The sequence below is a fragment of the Wolbachia endosymbiont of Drosophila innubila genome (assembly GCF_021378375.1).
GTDB lineage: Bacteria > Pseudomonadota > Alphaproteobacteria > Rickettsiales > Anaplasmataceae > Wolbachia > Wolbachia pipientis.
Window position 1 is genome coordinate 212,381 of the sequence record NZ_CP076228.1, and the last position, 19,698, is coordinate 232,078.

Sequence of the window (19,698 nt, forward strand, 5' to 3'; positions counted from 1 at the left end):
TTTATTTGGAGATGACAGGAAAATTTATTGTAACTTTATATTTTAAATAGAATAAAGTTCTTTTGTTAGTATTGTCCTTTTTGTAAAAAATATTCCTAATTTCTTCATCATTTCTGTGGGTAAGGTCATCTGCTTCTCTACCTTAAGTGGTTAACAAAGTTTCTTGTCATGAAGGACCAAATGGAAGTCTGCTCGTTTTCACGCGAATTAATGTTACAAATTCTATCCATTTCGTTACAAAATGGCATTCGCTTTCTCCATTATCCTTTACCTGCACATCCATCAGCATTCCTTGCGGGTTGCCTGCCATATAGGCGAAAATACAGGCTTATCCTGTTCCTTTTGTCATACAATAGTGGGTTAGGTGGCTTCTCTATACCGGTGGAATTATTATTTGCGTACATCCAGAAATGAAAAATGTCACATTACCTTTTGGTCGGAGCTTATCAGCATCTTTAGCTCTTTAATCGTTACGATACTTATGAAGCTTCACTTACGTTCACCATACCACTAAGCCTAGCCCTCCAACCACATGATGCTTGTAGTTTATGCTTTCTCTCACGATTGAGCATCTTCTTTATCAAGAGGAGGTTCATTGTCCGCATCGCTTGGCACCAACCGGTTACCCGATTCGCACTGATGCATAGACTCAGATGGCAAAACATCTGGTTTAATAAGTTTTAGAACTCTTTTAGTTTCTTTCTGAAGGAATTCCTCTCCTTTTAAACAATATGACCGAAGACTTTCAGGTCGCACCATTTCAATAATTAGCTGGGTTCCAGCAGAATCAGTACAGAAAACATCAACAATACTTTGTTTTTTAGAGGCAATCTCAGCATCCATGATAGTGCTGAGAAATTCTATTTCTTCTATTTCATCTTTGCCAGCGAAGCCCAATATATCATTGAGAAAGTGAATGAGAATATCTTTATTTTTCTCAGTGCCAAATATTCTCTTGAACGCGAAATTGTTTTTTGGATCGAGAAATTTCGAAAAGGCCATAATTAAATACAATTAGGAGACGAATAATTATACACTATTTTTCGCAAATGTTCAACCTCTGATTACTCCTTATTCTTTGCCCTTCCTGCACGCTTACGTTCATTTGGATCAAGGAATTTCTTGCGTAAACGTATAGATTTTGGAGTTACTTCCACCAATTCATCATCATCTATATACGCTATCATATCCTCCAGTGTCATTATCTTTGGTGGAGTGAGCTTTATAGCTTCATCACTACCTGAAGCTCTTACGTTTGTTAATTGCTTACCCTTTAACACATTTATCTCCAAATCATTGTCACGGCTATGCTGGCCGACAACCATGCCACAATATACCTTATCCTGTGGCTTAATAAACATAATTCCCCTGTCTTGCAAATTGAAAATTGCATATGCCACAGCCTCACCCTTATCTGTAGAAATTAAAACTCCATTGCGCCTTCCAGAAATTGGACCTCTATGTGGAGCATAACTGTGAAATAAACGGTTAATTATGCCTGTGCCACGAGAATCAGTTAAAAACTCTCCTTGATAACCGATTAATCCTCTTGATGGCACTAAAAACGTTAATCTTGTCCTGCCATTACCAGAAGGTCTCATGTCAGTTACTTCACCTTTACGGAAGCTGAGTTTTTCCATGATGATTCCACTATATTCATCATCTACATCAATTACTACTTCCTCTATAGGTTCAAGTTTTTTACCGCCTTCTTCTTTAAATAACACGCGAGGGCGTGATACCGAAAGCTCAAAACCTTCTCTCCTCATATTTTCAATTAACACTCCAAGCTGTAACTCACCACGCCCACCTACTTCAAATGCTTCACCGCTTGGTGCCAAAGTCACAGTAATTGCAACATTTGTTTCTGCTTCCGCATATAAACGATCCTTTATAGCAGTTGAAGTAAGCTTTGTACCTTCTTGCCCAGCAAAAGGTGAATCATTAACGCTCAGAGTAATCGCCATTGTTGGCGGATCAACTGGAGTTGAGCTTACTGCAGTTGTAACTTCTGGTGCTGCTATAGTATCTGAAACCGAAGCTTCCTCAAGTCCTGCAATTGCAATTATGTCTCCCGCCACAGCTTGTTCTACTGGAATGCGTTTCAAGCCAGAAAATGAGAGCAACTTAGTTAATCTTCCTCGTTCAATTACTTTGCCATCGAGGTCAAGCACCTTAAGATCTGAATTGACTTTTGCAATGCCCTGATAAACCTTTCCTGTCAATATTCTGCCAAGAAATTTATCAGACTCAAGTAGAGTGACCAACATAGCAAAAGGTGCATTTTGATTATAAACAGAAGGTTTTATATAATCTATAACCGTTGAAAATAATGGGCTTAAATCTTTTCTTTCATCAGAAAGCTCCTTAGCACACCAGCCATTTCTACCTGAAGCATACAACACTGGAAAATCTAGCTGCTCGTTGGTTGCATCAAGGTTAAAAAATAACTCATATATTTCATTTAATACTTCATCAATTCTGCTATCTGGTCGGTCGACCTTATTGATTATCACAATTGGCTTCAAATTTGCTTTTAGTGCTTTTGAGAGCACAAATTTTGTTTGTGGCATGGGACCTTCTGCAGCGTCAACCAGCAGCAACACACCATCTGCCATGCACAATACCCTTTCCACTTCCCCACCAAAGTCCGCGTGCCCTGGCGTGTCAATAATATTGATCTTTTCATCGCCCCACATTATTGATGTACATTTTGCAAGTATTGTAATTCCGCGTTCACGCTCTTGATCACCACTATCCATCACTCGTTCTTGAACTTCTTGATTCTCGCGGAATGTGCCACTTTGTTTTAACATGTTATCAAGTAAAGTAGTTTTACCGTGGTCAACGTGTGCGATTATTGCTATATTTCGGATCGATTTAAATTCGTTCATTTTCTATCATTTCAAAATTAATTTAGTAATAAGTATACATAAAATACACTTGGAGTAAATAACTAAAGCTGTGTATAAATGCTGTGTTTCCAAGATATTATAGGATTACTTTGTTAAATATTCCCTACTCCCAGGTTTTGTTATGGGTAGTTGTTTTAATTCACTTGGAAGTTCTTCCTCGCTGTAGTTTTTGATGTTCAGTTCAATCAAAGATATGACAGGAAAAGGCAGTTTCGTTTCACTATTTCTCTTTATCAAAGAAGCTTCAGCAACAACTTTACCTCCTTCCCCTTCTGCACATTCCACTGCTTCAAGTGAAGATTTACCTGTGGTTATTACATCTTCAATGAGCAATATTTTCTCACCCTTTTTGATCTTAAATCCACGGCGTAATTCAAACTTACCATTAACGCGCTCGCAAAACATTGTCTTTATTCCAAACTGCCTGCCAATCTCATAACCCACAATTATTCCACCAATTGCAGGAGATAATATTAAATCTATGGAGCTATTTAATTCTTTTTTTATTTTATCTGCTAATAATGCGCAAACTTTCATGGCTCTGCTTGGATTTTCAAAAATCTTCGCACACTGTATGTATGTGTCACTATGCAGCCCGGATGATAAAACAAAATGCCCATGCAAAATTGCTTCTGCTTCTTTAAATTCTTTTATTATTAGGTTATTTTCGTCTAATATCATTTTTTAAGTTTCACTATTACATTCTTTATTAATTATCTGAGTGATACAAACATCAGACCACACATTTATTGCAGTTTCAAACATATCGATGATTGTATAAATAGGCAAAATCAGTCCCATAATATGCAGAGGAACATTCATCGACATGAGATAACTGGTTGCCATAAAATAGCACCCCATCGGCACTCCAGCGTTACCAATTGCAGCCCCTGTAGCTAAAAAAATCCATATCAACATTTCGCTTAAGGAAAATACGTATCCGTTCATTTCTGCAACAAACATTACAGTGATTAGTATAAATGCAGCACATGCATTCATGTTAATTGTTGTGCATATTGGTAAAATAAAAGACGATAATTTCTTTGGCACCTTTAGCTTGTTCTGCACACATTCTATAGTTGTTGGCAATGTTGCACTGGATGATTTAGAAAAAAACGCAAGTGTGAGTGCTGGCATAACCCCTTTCAGCGTTTGAATTGGTGATATGCCTTTATACCACATAAATAGCGGTAAAATCAGAAATGCCTGCACAAAATTTGCAGACATTATGCAAACAAAATACCATAAAAGATTGTAGAACTCACTACCGCCTTTTAATTCATGCAAAAAACATGTAATAAAAGACCAAACAGCAAGCGGAATAAATTTTAATAACCCTTGAGCAATTTTAAGTAGCGTATCAAAAAGTGCAGAGAATACTTGATATAATATATCCTGCTTTTCTTTTGAAAGTGAAACAATAGCTCCACCCATCAAAAAAGCGATTAATATGCTACCAATCATATTATTTTCAAGAAAAACTTGCACAAAATTAGAAGGAATGAGTGATTTTAAATATGAAAAATAACTGTGGTTATTGCTGTTAATACTCCCTATTGTATTACTTATGAAATTTTTTCTTGCTGGATCTATTAACAAATAAAACGATAATGCAACAAACGCAGCTATAATAGTTGTAAGCAGAGTATAAAATAGTGTTTTCTTAACTAAGACTTTGATTTCAATTGAGTCTTTGAGTCCGGAAATTGTGGAAACTATGGATAAAAAAACCAGAGGTAAGCTTATTAATTTGAGCAAGCTGATAAAGATATCACTAAATAGCTTTGCTATTTCAAATATGATTTCATTGTTTAGGTAGTAAGCAACTATTGCAAGCAGTATAGAAAAAAGTATTGCAAACTTGTGCATTGAAAATAAAACTTCAAAGTAACATTATACAATAATTTTGCTGTTTTGGAATCAGATTGATAGACAAAATAACTTTACAGATTAGGGAAAGATAAGAGGATGTGTTTATTCGGAGACAGTGTAAGATTTCTTAATTTAAATTTAGGTGCACTTAGCCCATTCTGGTGATAACAAATTGGAATAGATAAGATATGATAACTAACTCTTCTGCGAGTATATAGTTTTGCCGGACACAACAGTACGTACTACGTGTCCTTTTACTTTGCGACCATCGAAAGGAGAATTCTTTGATTTACTAGCAAAGTTGTCAGTTTTAATTTCCCATTCATGATTGAGGTCAACTAAAATTAAGTCTGCAGCAAGGTTTTTTTGTATACGACCACGTGGTATGTGTATTATATCTGCAGGCTTATATGTCAATTTTGCAAGCACATCAAGTAGACCCATTTGCCCACTGTGATAGAGTTCAAGTGAAAGGGGCAGCATTGTTTCAAGACCAACAATACCAAATGCAGCATTTTCAAGTGGTAGATCTTTAGAACTACGATCATGCGGAGCGTGATCAGTTGCAATGCAATCAATCACACCTGTCTTTAAACCTTCAACCATAGCTAAACGATCTTCTTCAGTGCGAAGCGGCGGATTCATTTTTGCAATTGCTCCATGTTGTTTTACTATATCTTCAGTCAAAGTGAAGTGATGAGGGGTTACTTCGCACGTAACATTTAATCCCAAATCTTTTGCACGTTTAATAGCATCAAGTGAATCTTTTGAAGAGACATGTAGAATATGGTAGTGCACATTTTCCATATCCTTCATTAGCAGTATATCGCGATTTACCATAACCGATTCTGACGCACTCAAGATCCCCTTTACTCCCAATTCTTCAGAAATTTTACCTTCGTTGATTGCGCCACCAGCAGATAAATTTAAATCTTCTGCATGTTGAGCAATAGGAACATTCAGCATACTTGAATAAAGCAGCGCCTGTCTCATAATCATTGGGTTCATAACTGGCATGCCATCATCGGTGAACCCAACCGCACCTGCTTCCTTTAAAAGTGCCATTTCAGTCAGGTGTTCTTCCGAAGTGGTGATTTTAGCGTAAAATTCAACGTTTACATGTGAAGTTTCAAGTGCTCTATATTTCAAATATTTAGCCAAAATAACGCTATCAATTGCTGGAACAGTGTTTGGCTGACAAACTACAGTTGTAACTCCCCCCGCAGCTGCAGATTTGCTGCCTGTATATATAGTTTCTTTATGTTCCTGGCCTGGTTCACGAAAATGTACGTGAATGTCAATAAGGCCTGGCATTAGAACAAGCCCTTTACAGTCTATTGTTTCATCAACTCCACTTGTTGAAAATAATGATTCACCAAAGTCAACAATTTTATCCCCTTCAGTCAATAATGAACCTTTTATATCAAGTTTAGTTTCCGGGTCGATAATACGAGCATTAGTATACGCAATTTTATAGCCTTCCTTTTGCCCTGTTTGCAACAAATCCCAAGTTTGAGTCATTATATTTGAGTATCGATTATAAAATAAATCTAAAGTTTTTTTAATAAAACACAACCAAATTAAAACACAGACTAAGAGCTGTCTTGAATTAAAGTGCTTTCATTACCCTAAAGATTTGGTTCTTATAACCTAGTTAGCTCAGTTTTAACGTTAATGTGTGAAGCTCTGAGTTCTGTTGAAGGATTTTCCAGCTGAATATCTAGCTCATTCTGTATGTTCGATAAACAAATTAAAGCTGAATCAAAAATTTCATCACACTGCTTTGCTTCATGTATATCATCAATTATTTCCTCGAATTCTTCCACATCATCCATTTCTTGCGGCGCACTTTTTAATATCGCTTTTATTTGGTTTAAGTTTTGACGAATTTTCTCCTGATATCCAACAATTCTCTCTTGATATATATCAATCATTTTTTGACATGCGTTGCCTCTAAATGGATGTTCTTTTTTCTCTTTTATGTAAGAACTTTGAAAGTCTTTACAGTTAAGGATTGCTTCTCTATGTTTTTTTATGTCATTAATTGCGCTGATTATCGACTTATCTATTTTCTTTAAATTTTCTTCCCGTTCTTCTCTTTTAATTATACTTTTGGATTCATTTTTTATCTGGTTCATTTTGTCATACAGGTTTCTGCATCCTTTGTAAGATGCCATTGGTTGTAACATTCCTTCTTTTACACCTTTATTGTAAAAATTCTTCAACTCATCACTTGATAGTATTGTTATAGCATCTTCCCTTTTACCTTGTGATTTAGGATACTTTTTATTCAATAAACTAACATGATTTAACAAGAAATCTCTAACTAGCCCTTCTTTTTTTACTTCGGATAATCTTTCTAGTGTTTCTATATATTTCAGAGTTTCCGCAAAGAGCTGTCCACCAGAGGGAGCAAATCCTTGAAGTGATTTACTCTGTGCTTTACAAAAATCGGTTTGTAAAAAATCTTCAGCTTGTTTTTTTATTACTGAAAGTTCATTAAAGGCTTTTTCTGGATTGATTTTTCTCAAAATACTAATAGCTTTTCTAATCGCTTTTTCTCTCTTTTTATTATCTTGCTTTTCATTTAAGAGGTTGTCCGGAAACTAGTAAATTCAAGCATATTCCCTCTTTAACATAACCCTACTCATAGCTAGGTATATGAAATTCTCAGTGGATGTTGTGAGTAAATCATACTCCTTCGATAGCCTTCTATTCCTATTAACCCAAGCAAAAGTCCTTTCTACAACCCATCTTCTTGGCTGTACTTTAAACCCTTGTTCTCTTGTTGGTAGTAGCTCAGGTGGCGTATCTTTGTGCACCCAAAATCTACATGGAGGCCTTTTAACAATTTCAATATCTATGTCATATTCTTCCTTTATGTGATTCTTTAAATTTCTTCCTTGGTATCCCATGTCAGCCCACATTTTTTAACTTTAGTATATTTTGTTCTCATATTGTTTAATGCTATTTTAATACCATCTCTATCATTTTCGTTAGCAGCGCCTACGTAACAACCTAGTATAAAACCCTGAGTGTCTGTAATTATATGCCTTTTTCTACCCTTTACTTTTTTTTACTTCCATCATAGCTTTGATCCCCTTTTCTGTAGTCTTTACAGATTGACTATCTACTATACAGGCACTCGGCTGCTCATTCTTTCCTATTTTTCTTCTACTATATTTTGTAATTTCATAATTCATTTTCTCAAAATTCCCTGCTTCTTCCATTGCCTGAACTGCTCATACACAGTCTTCCATAGCGGAAAATCATTTGGTAAATACCGCCATTGACACCCTGTACGCAATACATAGAAAATTGCTTCTAATATTTCTTTTTTGCTATACTTTGGCAGCCTTCCTCCTTTCTTGTATGATACTCTGAAGTGTTTTTCTATTCTTGCCCATTCCCTTTCGCTTAGATCTGTTGGATACTTTTTTCTCATCTTTACCCCGTACTAAAATTTCAGATATTATAGCCTTTTACTTGTTTCCGGACAACCTCTAATATGAGATGTTCAGTTTTGGTAAAAGCATTACCTTGATCACTCTTTGCAATGTTACAAACGATGTTTTTTACAACTTCTTCGGTTGCTGCATAATCTATTTCTTTTGCAAAGCAGTCAACAAATGATTGCCAAACTTTTTTATTAACAAGTTTACTTGTCTTATTTTCAAAATCTTCTATATCTTTGAATCCTAAAATAGTATAGAGATTTTTTTCGATTATTGGTTCGGCATGTTGTTTTGCCACTTTACCTTTTATATTGAATGGAAATTTACTAATCTTAGTTGTACCCACAATATTACCTCAATATTAACGCTATCTATAAAAGTATAAAGATTTAATATTTAATTTTTAATTAATACTAGCACAGCTAACTACGGGAGCATTATGCTAGCATCAATTAACACTTTAACTTCTAACTTGTCATCAGTAATATTGTTTATATAAAAACTATAATTTTTTATGCCTGAACTTGGGAATATATTGCTATTGCTAGCCTGCTTATTGTCTTTGACATATTTGTTTTTACCGCTTAGTTCTTGTCGGTTTATTACCACTGCCATATTTTTTTGTGTATCAGCGTCAATGGCTATTTTGATCTACTGCCACATTACAAATGATTTTTCACTTGAAAACGTATACTACCACTCACACACAACAAAACCTTTGATCTACAAGATTTGTGGTGTTTGGGGAAACAAAGAAGGGTCCATGTTGCTTTGGACCTTAGTGCTTGTCATGTATTTATTACTAATGGATATTTATATACCTTCTGTCATCCCAGTTTCCCCCTCTGTCATCCCAGTCTCTTCTTCTGTCATCCCAGTGCCCAGACACTGGGATCCAGACAATTTAATTGCAAATGAGTACATCAAATGGCAGTGTAATAAAAACTGGATTCCAGTGTCAAGCACTGGAATGACACCAAAACGAACTAATGGTAGTAAATTAAAAAAAATATCTCTTATCACTCATGGGCTGATTTGCTTTTGTTTTTTGCTGTTCACTTTAATTGAATCCAGCCCCTTCACTAAAATGCCAGGCATTGAAACAGATGGATTGGGTTTTAATCCGATATTGCAGGATATAGGCCTTGCTATTCATCCACCGATATTATATTTGGGGTACCTTGGATTTAGCGTTCCTTTTTCGCTCTCTATAGCTGGATTAATTTTAAATACTGAAGGAAATGTTTGGGCTAAAATTGTCAGGCCTTGGGTACTTATTTCTTGGTCGCTGCTCACTTTGGGCATCAGCTTGGGTAGCTGGTGGGCATATCGCGAACTTGGGTGGGGTGGATTTTGGTTTTGGGATCCAGTGGAAAACGTTTCTTTGATGCCGTGGCTAATTGCAGTAGCGCTGACACATTTGTTGCTCGTGGTACGGAATTTCAATGTTTTAAGGAACTTTGCTATTTTACTTACGCTTACAACTTTTATATTGAGTGTGACTGGAACATTTCTAGTCCGCTCAGGAATACTTACCTCAGTGCACACGTTTGCAGATGACCCAAGATATGGACTATATATATTAGCTCTACTTGGTGTAATTACAGTCAGTAGCTTAGTAATATTTGTAGTATTTACGAGAAAAAATCACACGCCTGCGATGTCATTCCAATGCTTGACACTGGAATCCAGAAAGAAACTTGCTACTCAAGTGACAGAGGGTAGAAGATTCTTTTCACGCTTTACGATGATACTGATGAACAATTTATTATTCATCACTGCCTTTTTCATCGTGTTCGTTGGCACTTTATACCCTACAGTGCTTGAGTATTTAACCGGTGAATTAATTTCAGTTGGAGCACCATATTACAATTCTTTATTTAACTCTATTGCACTAGCTATTCTAGTGCTCACCATGATCGGGCAATACTGCAGTTGGCAGGGAAATAGTCTATTGCCAATATTCCGTGAATATAGATTTTCATTCTGCAGTGCTGCAGCTATTTTGCCGTTTATCTTTCACATGGAGCTAATAATTGTGCTATCAATTACTATCTCCATAGCATTATTAATCTTTGTTTTAGAAGCATACAGTAAAAGAATTCGTTTATTTAAGGTAGCATTTGGTGAATCAATTTTATTAGCAAGAAGAGTTTCTAAGTCCTACTATGCAATGATGCTTGCTCATGCTGGAGTGGCAATTCTAGTGCTTGGTATAGCTTATTCAGTTGGTTGGCAGGAGAAAAAAGAAAATTACTTAAAAATAGGGGATAGCATAACAGTCAATAAATTTAAAGTTACTTTACGCAATATTGAGCTAATAAAAGAAAAAAATTTCCATGCAGTGAGGGGTACAATGGATATCAGGAATTTGCTGAATAATAAGATATTAGGTGAAGTAACTCCTGAATATAGATTTTACCTTGCGGAAGGTCAGAAAAATGTTGAAAGCAGTATCTACCACAATTTGCTTTCTGATATTTATGTTGTAATTGGAGAGATTGATAAGAGTAAGAGCAAAATCGCAGCCAAAGTGCACTATAAACCTGGAATGTCTATAATCTGGCTTGGATCCTTTCTTATCGCTTTTGGTTCGCTCCTTGCTGCTTTTCCTTTTAGTGGACGAGCAAGGATTGTCTAGCTGTCGTGGATTTATTAACAACGCTCCTAGGTCCAGAGTGCAACGTATGAGAAATTACCGAGCTATAGATACTGATTTGCAAAGGTTAGAACCAAAGAAAGTTATATTTTTTTATTGACAGACCTATATATTACGATATTCACTAAGGGATTAGTGAGTAATGGTTATACAATATGAATGGTGGGGTATCAGGCAAGGAAAAAGTTATACGCACTCCTTTCGATTTTAAGGAGCCTTACAGCGATTGGCGTCAAATTTTTAAACGTCCTAATCAACAGTATAACCCTTCCAACTATGATTCGTCGAGCGAAATAAATGAACACGATATAGAAACTCAAAAGATTGAAGAAGGTGATGGCCATGATTCAGGTATTAGTTCCGATGATGAGGATGACCGGACAACTTATACAGCAGTACAATTAACTAATGATTCTCTTGATAGCCAAAGATATACAGGAATATGCATTCCAACACCAACTGATGGTTGGGTAGGTGAAAATAATCATCAGACTGGTTTATCAGGTGATTTGCCAGACGTGAGTAATAATCCACAAATTTTTGAAAGTACTGATTCAGTACAGCTAGATAATATTGTTTTTAGCAATCTAATTCAGCTTTCCTTGATTAGTCAAGAGCATAATTCTATCTGCAATGATCATGTAATTTGTGATTCAGGTCACAATTCTGACGATGAGGATCAGATTCCAGAGGACTTTCCTTCAAGGAAACGAGTACGATCGATTGAAATTGATCAGTTTGAACCGTTGTACAAGAAGAGGAAAATAGAAGCACAAAATAATCAAAAATATACAGAAAATGTATGTAATCCAACAAATGGTGGTTTGTTAGGTGAAAGTGATAATCCACAAACTTTTGAAAGCGATCCTTTACAGCATGGTAGTAATGGTTTAGGTTATAACTTCAATGGTTATAGTCAAGCAACTTATAGTAAATTAAGTGCTTCAGATCAAGAAGAGGGTCAAGGCTATTCTTTAGGTGGTTCTTGTGAAAATAAAGAAAATTTGACAAAGGGCGCTGGTGGTAGTAATCAGACTTTTGAAGGTGAACAGAAAAGCTCAGAATTTCCGAAAGTTGACAATTGGTGTGCGCCAAGAAGTGCGTAAGGAACAGTTGGTGAAAATCCAACACGGGTAAAGCTTAACATTTGGTGGAAGGCAACATGGGTAATAACGCTAAGGCAAGATATTACTCACCTCATCGGGATCGAAGGCCGCGTCATGTGTTGAGATGGACCTTACGTGAACTTGGGAGATCCTTTGTATTCCTGTAAGGGTACTCTGGAACAAGTCAATAAAGGCGAGGACTGGAGGAAGATGCAAAGGAAGTCGGACTAATTGATAGTACTCGGAGTGTGGGAAAGCCACATACAAGGGGAAGCGGTTAGCAATATAGTGACTGGTATAGGGATTGCTATACCAATACAACAGAGATTAGAGGAGTATGCAAGGAAAACTAAACCAGATAGCAGTAAGGGCTAAGCAAGATAAGCGAGTAAAATTTACATCATTAGTTCATTTGATTAATGAAGAGAATCTTGCAGAGTGTTATAAGGAACTAAAACGCAACAAGGCTTGTAGTATAGATCGTGTGACAGTGGAAGCTTATGGAGAAAATCTAGAAGAGAAACTTAAAACACTAGTGGATAGTATGAAGAGAAAACAATATCAACCGCTACCAGTGAAAAGGGTATACATACCCAAAGCCGGGAGCAAAGAGAAGCGCGGTCTCGGAATACCATCAACGGAAGATAAGTTGGTACAGGTAATGCTAAAGAAGATATTAGAAAATATTTATGAAGCAAACTTTATGGACAGCTCGTATGGATTTCGACCAGGAAGAAATTGTCATCAGGCGATAAACGCTCTAGATAAAGCAGTTATGCACAAACCAATTAACTATATTGTAGAAGTGGATATCAAGAAGTTCTTTGATAATGTTCAACATAAATGGCTAATGAATTGTCTAAGGGAACGAATAGCTGACCCAAATTTATTGTGGTTAATAAAACGATTTCTAAAGGCAGGAATAGTCGAAGTTGGATGTTATAAAGCAACCGATCAAGGCACACCACAAGGTGGTATAGTAAGCCCTGTATTAGCTAATATATACTTACACTATGTGCTGGACTTATGGTTTGAAAAGAAATTTAAGCCAAAAGCCAGAGGATATTTACAGCTAATAAGGTTTTGCGACGATTTTGTAGTTGGCTGCGAGAGGAAGAAGACGCAAAAGAATTTCTAGAATTACTGAAACAAAGACTAAGTAAATTTGGGTTGGAAATAGCTGAAAATAAAACAAAAATAGTAAAGTTTGGTAAGAAAGAATGGTATCAAGCAGAAAGAGAGAAACGTAGGACGGCTAGCTTCAACTTTCTAGGATTTACACATTATTGTGGAAAAGTCGTAATGGTAAACTTATGATGAAGCAGAAAACTTCAAAAATAAGCCTAGCCAGAAAGATTAAAGAAATCAAAGAATGGTTGAAGATGGTACGAAGTCGTATCTGTTTCAAAGATTGGTGGCAGAAACTTAAAGCCAAACTAACAGGACACTATAGCTACTTCGGAGTTAGCGGAAATTATCGGTGTTTGATTCAATTCTATCGACCGGTAACAAAGTTAGCATTTAAGTGGATAAACCGACGTAGTCAAAAGAAAAGTATGGATTGGGAACAATTTATACACTATTTAAAAGTAAATCCATTACCAAAACCAAAGGTATATGTTTCTTTATACACAGGAGCACTAGTGTGAACGCTGTATTGTGGAGCCGTGTGCGGGAAATCCGCAAGCACGGTTCTTTTGGGGAGACTATGGTTATGAGACCAAATCGCTGGTTTCAAGGTCATGAGTCTCTACCAGACGTCAAGCAAGTTTTTTCGTTTCTATAAATCTGGATTTCAGCGTTATGCGCTGGAATGACAACGTGAGGTAAATTTTTCAACATCCCAAAATTACAGAATTCAGTCTGTTTAATTAAGTGTGAACTGTTACACGAAAATTTTGTAAACAGATTAATATACCCTGTTTTTGCTATTCATCTAAAAATGGAACCATAGAGTACGTTGAGGAGCGTAAGCAAATTTTAATGCAAAAATTACTATCAAAAAATAGATTATGCAAGAGGTCTAATTATTCTGCCGCAATTTTGCTCTATCACACTTGCCACATTTAATATTCCAGCTTCATCATAATAATTTCCAATCACTTGCAAGGCAAGTGGTAAACCCTCATTGGAGAGCCCAACAGGAACAGAAATAGCAGGCAATCCTGCCAGACTTGCCGGCACAGTAAACACATCATTGATGCACATAATTAGCGGATCTGGCTTTTCATTTAAGCCAAAAGCTTCTGTTGGAGCAGATGGCACAAGTATGTAATCTATTTTTTCAAACGCTTTTATAAAATCATTTCTGATTAATGCCCTGATACACTGTGCTTTTTCGTAATATTCATTGTAATGACCTGAGGAAAGCGCATAAGCGCCAATTAAAATTCTTCTTTTCACCTCTTTACCGAAACCTTCTGCTCTTGTTAGTGAATACATTTCTTCAAGGGTATCAGCATCAACCCTGAACCCATAACACACACCGTCATAACGAGCAAGATTGGATGAAGTTTCAGCAGAACAAATTAAATAATAGACTGGTATTGCATATTTAGTATGTGGCAGAGTAACGTCAACAACTTCAGCGCCATTTTCTTTTAAATAGGAAGCAACTTTCTCCCAATTATGGACTATTTCCTCTGAAATTCCATTCATCCTATATTCTTTTGGTATACCAATACGCTTACCCTTGACATCACCATTTATAAAGCTAGAAAATTTAGGCACTGGCTTTTCGCTTGATATTGAATCTTTTGTATCATAGCCACAGATTGCTTCCAGCATTAATGCTGAATCAGAGACAGAACGAGTAATGACTCCTGCTTGATCTAGAGAACTCGCAAATGCAATCATACCAAAACGCGAGCATCTTCCATAAGTTGGCTTTATTCCAACCACTCCACAATAAGCTGCTGGTTGGCGCGCAGATCCACCGGTGTCACTCCCTAGTGCTCCAGCGCATAAAAATCCAGCCACCGATGCTGCAGATCCACCAGATGATCCACCAGGAACAACTTTTTCCCCATCGCTTTTTCTAATCCACACATTTTCAACAGGGCCAAAATAGCTATTTGTGTTCGCAGAACCCATAGCAAATTCATCCATATTAAGCTTACCGAGCATGGCTACTCCACTTTTTAAAAGCAAGTCAGACACCGTAGATTCGTAAGTCGGAACGAAATTTTCCAGCATTTTTGAGCATGCTGTTGTTTTTATTCCTTTTGTACAGAATAGATCTTTGATGCCAACTGGTACACCCATGAGCGGCGAGATTAAATCATCCTTTTGCCTAGAGAAATGTTCATCTGCAGCTTTAGCAGCTTTCATTGCTATCTCTGGGGTTTTTGTTATAAATGCATTTAATTTCTCATTTTCAACCGCACTGATGTGCGCCTCTACGAGTTCAACGGCAGAAAAACTCTTTTTTTTGAGCCCGTCATGCATTTGTGTAATACTTAACTTTCTTAGTTCATTCATCAATATTTAATTTTTAGCAAGACGTTAATTATAACATGGCACGATAAAAAATCCATACATTTATAGTTACAGCTAGAAATGTAGCTAAGGTAACTTAGATTCACCGACAATCGTCATCCCGCTACTTGTTAGCGGCTAAGAGATACCGCAGCGGTATGACGTAGAAGCTATACTTTTATACTCACCAACTCAGTATCCAATCCGGATTGTATCTTAAAAAGGTCAAAAGACTATAATAAGCAAAGGAGTGATACTGTGTCTGAGTGAAAATCGTTGAGATCCCAGTGTCTGCTGCTTGCATAGCATTTATTTACAAAAAAATAGTCATGCAAGAGACTTTGCTTGGATATTTGATATAATTTAGGTCTATTAAAGCAAAAAATACTAACATGAATAAAGTGATAACATTTGGTTGTCGTCTAAATTTTTACGAGAGCGAGTTAATCAAAGAAGCATTAAAAAAAGCAAAGAGAGAAAATGTTGTTGTGGTGCATAGCTGTGCAGTGACAAACGAAGCAGAACGTCAGGTAAAGCAAAAGATACGTAAGATTTACAAAAATGATCCAAATAAAGAAATTATCGTAGTTGGTTGTGCTGTTCAGTTGGATCCAGAAGTTTACAGTAGCATTCCTGGTGTAAGTAAAGTGCTCGGTAATCAAGATAAGCTAAAAGCTGAAAATTACTTACTAAATGACGATAAAATCTTGGTCAGTGATAACCAAGTAGAACCTGTTCTAATTAATGGATTTGAAGATAAGTCAAGGGCATTTATTGAAATTCAAAATGGTTGTAATCATAGCTGCACATTTTGTTCAATTACTGAGGCAAGAGGGAATAATCGATCTGTGCCAATAAACAGTATTATAGAGCAAATCAGGATCTTTGTAGAAAATGGATATCAAGAAGTAGTGTTTACAGGGGTTGATATTACTGACTTTGGTACAGATTTGTTGGGTAAGCCATCACTTGGTTCAATGATTAGGAGAGTTTTAAAGGATATACCAGAGTTGAAGAGGCTAAGACTTTCCTCTATCGATGTTGCTGAAGTTGACGACGAATTAATGGATTTAATAGCTAATGAGTCAAGACTTATGCCTCATTTACATTTGAGTCTACAATCTGGTAATAATTTAATACTAAAGAGAATGAAGCGTCGTCACAACAGAGAACAAGTGATAGAATTTTGTCATAAAATGAAGAGCTTGAGGCCTAATATAGCATTTGGCGCTGATATTATTGCTGGATTTCCAACAGAAACTGATGAAATGTTTCAGGATACAGTTGATTTACTGAAAAAAACAAATATAGTTTACCTACATGCTTTTCCATATTCAGAGCGGAAAAATACACCTGCTGCACGAATGCCACAAGTACCAGAGAATGTGCGTAAAGAACGAGTAAAAAATTTAAGAGAAGTAAATAAAGAAATTATGAGCAGTTTTTGTCAATCCTTGATCAACACTAAGCAAAGTGTTCTGGTTGAGCAAAATAATGTCGGTAGAGCAGAAAATTTTGCATTAATAAAGCTTGAATCAAAAGCTCAAGCCAAGAGTATTGTGAAAGTTAATGTTAAAGGAGTGGAAAATAATTATCTAATTGGAAATATTTTTTCTTAATTTTTGTACATTGAAGAAATATACGATATAGTAATTATACTGTAAATGATAATTGTGAATTCATTTATGATAACTAGAATATCTATTACTTTATTTTTGATTTTCATTTCATGTGTCTATTTTTTTATTACTTATATTAGTAATGATACACACATTGAGCAAGTACAACCCTTAAAATTAGAAACAGACAATAATAAAAGTGTGATACGTTCTGAGGAGGTTACTGCAAAAGAAATACCAATAAAATATCAAGAACTTGAAAGTAGTCCACCTTCTGTTTTCCAAGTAGCTGATCAGAAAAATATGTGGTCACGTATTGCAGATCAAGCTGAGCCTACAAAAGAAAAATCAAAAAAACTTGATTTTTATGTTAGCGCTAACGGTGGTAAGGTATACCATGATAATTCAGAAATATTTGTAAAGGGTATACAAGAAATAGGAAAAAGAGTCCTAACTTTAGTTGAAAGTCATTATGGTTTTATAATAAAAAATATAGTGGCAGATGAAATTAAAAGTATACAGCAATTTGATGGTAAATTTGATTTCCAGTGGTTTAGCAGCATGTCTTTAGGTTACTATGCTGGAGAAAATGGTAAAATTGATTTTGAAGCCGCGTATTCTATAGCCAATATTGAAGATAGTAATTCTCCTCCGGTATTTGATAAATCAGCAAGTATATTTGCGTTTTTGTTAAACTTCTATTATAATCCCAGCGTTCAGGATACACAATTTGCTCCGTACATCGGTCTTGGTATAGGACCAACAGTTTTTAGATTAAAAAGGATTAATGGGTCACCCCAAAATTCAATGCCACTGAATGTTCCTTGGTTTGCTTATCAAATAAAACTTGGTGTTGATTATTCAATAATCCCAGAAATCAAAACCTTTCTCGGCTATCGTTACTTTAGCGTTCCGATACCTGTTGCAGATGACATATCTACTCACAATATTGAAGTTGGTTTGATATTTAATTTTTAGTGATAATTTAATATATATATAAATTCTTATCTTTTCTATCTAACAAACCAAATGTTGGTACGATTGTTGCTTTTAAAAAAATGACAGTTTCTACTGTTCTAATATTATTCGCTAGCCTTTTTGATTTCTGATGCAATAAGCTTTGCTTATCTTCTCTATGTTCTATAAGCCCGCCGATTACCATAATTTCACCGCTCTTAATTTTTAACATAGAGTTCATTTCTCTGATTTCAACAATTGGAATGTCGCTATTTAATTTCATTTTACTCTGCTGTGCGACGTACTCTATATCTGGATCTTTAGTGTAGCCGTTAATTCTTGATAAAGTTGGATGTATATCCATGAATATTTCACTAGTATCAATGTTAATGCTTGGGTGGATTATTAGCACAACACCTATTGGGACGCTATTCATCTTGGTAATTAAGGTCTGATTAGAGTTTCTAGTATCTTTTTGTATATCGGAGGTAAAATAAATATGGTTTTTAGTAAATGAAATCATCGCTTGCTGATTATTTATAGCATGTACTCTGGGGCTTGAAATTACAGTTGAAGTGCCAAATTTGTCTAAATTTTTTACTAAATCTCCTAGATCATTTGCACCAAAGTTCATTGCTAGGTTAATAATGGAGTTATCTTGATTTATTATAGACTTAGTTCCATCTTGTAAGTCATTTAAGTTCATACCAGAAAGGTATTTGTCATCTAGCACAACTTCAACTATTTTTGCCTCTATCATTACTTGAGAAGACGCTAACTTCTTAACCTTATTAATATATTCTTCAACAGCTTTGTGGATATCTTTTTTAGCATTCAAAATAATAACACCAGCTTCTCTGTTGGATGAAAGGAATTCGCCATCATCCACCCCGTTAACATCCATTATTGCATTCAAGCCTTTTTCTAATGAATTCCATAAGTCACTACTGTATTGAGACTTCATAACATTGTTATAGTCCCTATCAACGTTACTTCCATCACTGTTAGTAATATTGTTATTAATGACGAAACTGCTTTGAGCAGAATGTTGAATATTGATGAAGTCTACGTAATAATTTTGTGCGTATGGCAAGTCCTGCTCAATTCTAATTACACCATTACTTGTTGAGTAACGCAGTTTGGCGCTATTTGCTATACTCTGAATTACTTCGTTTATATCCTTATCTTTTAGCTTTAAAATAATATTACCTGATATTTTTGGGTCCATATCCAAGTTAACGTCAGAAAGTTTTCCTATCTCAATCAGCAAATCCTTTACTGATACTTCTTCACTAACATTAATAGAAATAAGCTGATTACTGATTGTGAGATCGGGAAACTCTATTGGTAAAGGCATAATTTCTGGTATTGCCGGTTCATTAATCTCCAAAGAGGTGTTATATTGTTGCAACGGATAATCGTGCTTATAATTGTCTATGTTAATAGGATATTGCTTGGTAGGTAGATGTGTGCAAGAAATAATGAAGAGGAGTATTAAGCATTTAAAAATAGCCATTAGAACAGCATACAAAATCTATACTAATAGATTTCTATAAAAATATTAAAAATGTATTTAATCTCATTTTCATCGAGCAGATAATTGTCGTGTATTAGCTTTGGCTATGTATTTTTTGTATA

Annotated in this window: 17 protein-coding genes and 2 pseudogenes; 8 read left to right on the forward strand and 11 right to left on the reverse strand. The window is 35.6% G+C overall.

Annotated elements, in window-relative coordinates; all coding sequences use genetic code 11:
* Positions 1 to 166: 166 nt before the first annotated feature.
* The 9 genes and pseudogenes from J4T77_RS01095 to J4T77_RS01135 form a co-directional block, all read right to left on the reverse strand.
* Complete coding sequence (locus J4T77_RS01095; protein WP_173862902.1) at positions 167 to 310, reverse strand: hypothetical protein; 144 nt, start codon at positions 308 to 310, stop codon at positions 167 to 169.
* Between the two features lie 446 nt (positions 311 to 756).
* Positions 757 to 1,002, reverse strand: a pseudogene (locus J4T77_RS07165) (PD-(D/E)XK nuclease family transposase); the annotation flags it as partial.
* Positions 1,003 to 1,064: 62 nt separating this feature from the next.
* Positions 1,065 to 2,894 (reverse strand): translational GTPase TypA, encoded by a 1,830-nt coding sequence (typA, locus tag J4T77_RS01105; protein ID WP_010962447.1) that lies wholly within the window; start codon positions 2,892 to 2,894, stop codon positions 1,065 to 1,067.
* 105 nt (positions 2,895 to 2,999) lie between these two features.
* A complete protein-coding gene (gene pyrE, locus J4T77_RS01110) occupies positions 3,000 to 3,596 on the reverse strand; it encodes an orotate phosphoribosyltransferase (RefSeq protein ID WP_190321165.1) in 597 nt (198 codons plus the stop codon).
* A 3-nt stretch (positions 3,597 to 3,599) separates the two neighbouring features.
* Positions 3,600 to 4,784 carry a dicarboxylate/amino acid:cation symporter gene (locus J4T77_RS01115; RefSeq protein WP_010082165.1) on the reverse strand — a complete coding sequence of 395 codons (1,185 nt, stop codon included), beginning with the start codon at positions 4,782 to 4,784 and terminating at the stop codon, positions 3,600 to 3,602.
* Positions 4,785 to 4,982: 198 nt separating this feature from the next.
* Positions 4,983 to 6,308, reverse strand: a complete 1,326-nt coding sequence (locus J4T77_RS01120; protein ID WP_022626228.1) for a dihydroorotase — start codon at positions 6,306 to 6,308, stop codon at positions 4,983 to 4,985.
* 122 nt (positions 6,309 to 6,430) lie between these two features.
* Positions 6,431 to 7,318 carry a hypothetical protein gene (locus J4T77_RS01125; RefSeq protein ID WP_223823056.1) on the reverse strand — a complete coding sequence of 296 codons (888 nt, stop codon included), beginning with the start codon at positions 7,316 to 7,318 and terminating at the stop codon, positions 6,431 to 6,433.
* A gap of 84 nt (positions 7,319 to 7,402) precedes the next feature.
* Positions 7,403 to 8,232, reverse strand: a pseudogene (locus tag J4T77_RS01130) (IS5 family transposase).
* A 20-nt stretch (positions 8,233 to 8,252) separates the two neighbouring features.
* Complete coding sequence (locus J4T77_RS01135; protein WP_223823057.1) at positions 8,253 to 8,588, reverse strand: hypothetical protein; 336 nt, start codon at positions 8,586 to 8,588, stop codon at positions 8,253 to 8,255.
* 168 nt (positions 8,589 to 8,756) lie between these two features.
* Between J4T77_RS01135 and J4T77_RS01145 the strand changes: the two genes are divergently transcribed.
* The 6 genes from J4T77_RS01145 to J4T77_RS01165 all read left to right on the forward strand — a co-directional run bounded on the left by J4T77_RS01145 (position 8,757) and on the right by J4T77_RS01165 (position 13,656).
* A complete protein-coding gene (locus J4T77_RS01145) occupies positions 8,757 to 10,883 on the forward strand; it encodes a heme lyase CcmF/NrfE family subunit (RefSeq protein ID WP_190321166.1) in 2,127 nt (708 codons plus the stop codon).
* A 173-nt stretch (positions 10,884 to 11,056) separates the two neighbouring features.
* Entirely contained in the window at positions 11,057 to 12,007 is a 951-nt protein-coding gene (locus tag J4T77_RS01150; protein ID WP_233641066.1) for a hypothetical protein, read from the forward strand.
* Positions 12,008 to 12,253: 246 nt separating this feature from the next.
* Positions 12,254 to 12,382 (forward strand): hypothetical protein, encoded by a 129-nt coding sequence (locus J4T77_RS06990; protein WP_255324786.1) that lies wholly within the window; start codon positions 12,254 to 12,256, stop codon positions 12,380 to 12,382.
* Complete coding sequence (locus tag J4T77_RS01155) at positions 12,345 to 13,145, forward strand: reverse transcriptase domain-containing protein (protein ID WP_233641067.1); 801 nt, start codon at positions 12,345 to 12,347, stop codon at positions 13,143 to 13,145. The genes J4T77_RS06990 and J4T77_RS01155 overlap by 38 nt, the downstream gene beginning before the upstream one ends.
* A 32-nt stretch (positions 13,146 to 13,177) precedes the next feature.
* A complete protein-coding gene (locus J4T77_RS01160; protein ID WP_233641028.1) occupies positions 13,178 to 13,324 on the forward strand; it encodes a hypothetical protein in 147 nt (48 codons plus the stop codon).
* Positions 13,321 to 13,656, forward strand: coding sequence for a hypothetical protein (locus J4T77_RS01165; protein ID WP_233640986.1), 336 nt, complete (start codon positions 13,321 to 13,323; stop codon positions 13,654 to 13,656). The genes J4T77_RS01160 and J4T77_RS01165 overlap by 4 nt, the downstream gene beginning before the upstream one ends.
* A 361-nt stretch (positions 13,657 to 14,017) precedes the next feature.
* On the opposite strand, the gene gatA is transcribed toward J4T77_RS01165, so the two are convergent.
* Positions 14,018 to 15,487, reverse strand: coding sequence for an Asp-tRNA(Asn)/Glu-tRNA(Gln) amidotransferase subunit GatA (gatA, locus tag J4T77_RS01170; RefSeq protein ID WP_190321271.1), 1,470 nt, complete (start codon positions 15,485 to 15,487; stop codon positions 14,018 to 14,020).
* Positions 15,488 to 15,876: 389 nt separating this feature from the next.
* Between gatA and mtaB the strand changes: the two genes are divergently transcribed.
* A complete protein-coding gene (mtaB, locus tag J4T77_RS01175; RefSeq protein ID WP_190321270.1) occupies positions 15,877 to 17,103 on the forward strand; it encodes a tRNA (N(6)-L-threonylcarbamoyladenosine(37)-C(2))-methylthiotransferase MtaB in 1,227 nt (408 codons plus the stop codon).
* Between the two features lie 66 nt (positions 17,104 to 17,169).
* Positions 17,170 to 18,081, forward strand: coding sequence for a P44/Msp2 family outer membrane protein (locus J4T77_RS01180; RefSeq protein ID WP_190321269.1), 912 nt, complete (start codon positions 17,170 to 17,172; stop codon positions 18,079 to 18,081).
* 7 nt (positions 18,082 to 18,088) lie between these two features.
* Here J4T77_RS01180 and J4T77_RS01185 read toward each other — a convergent pair whose 3' ends face one another.
* On the reverse strand, positions 18,089 to 19,576 hold the full coding sequence (locus J4T77_RS01185) for a type II secretion system protein GspD (RefSeq protein ID WP_223823097.1): 1,488 nt from the start codon (positions 19,574 to 19,576) through the stop codon (positions 18,089 to 18,091).
* Positions 19,577 to 19,698 lie beyond the last annotated feature (122 nt).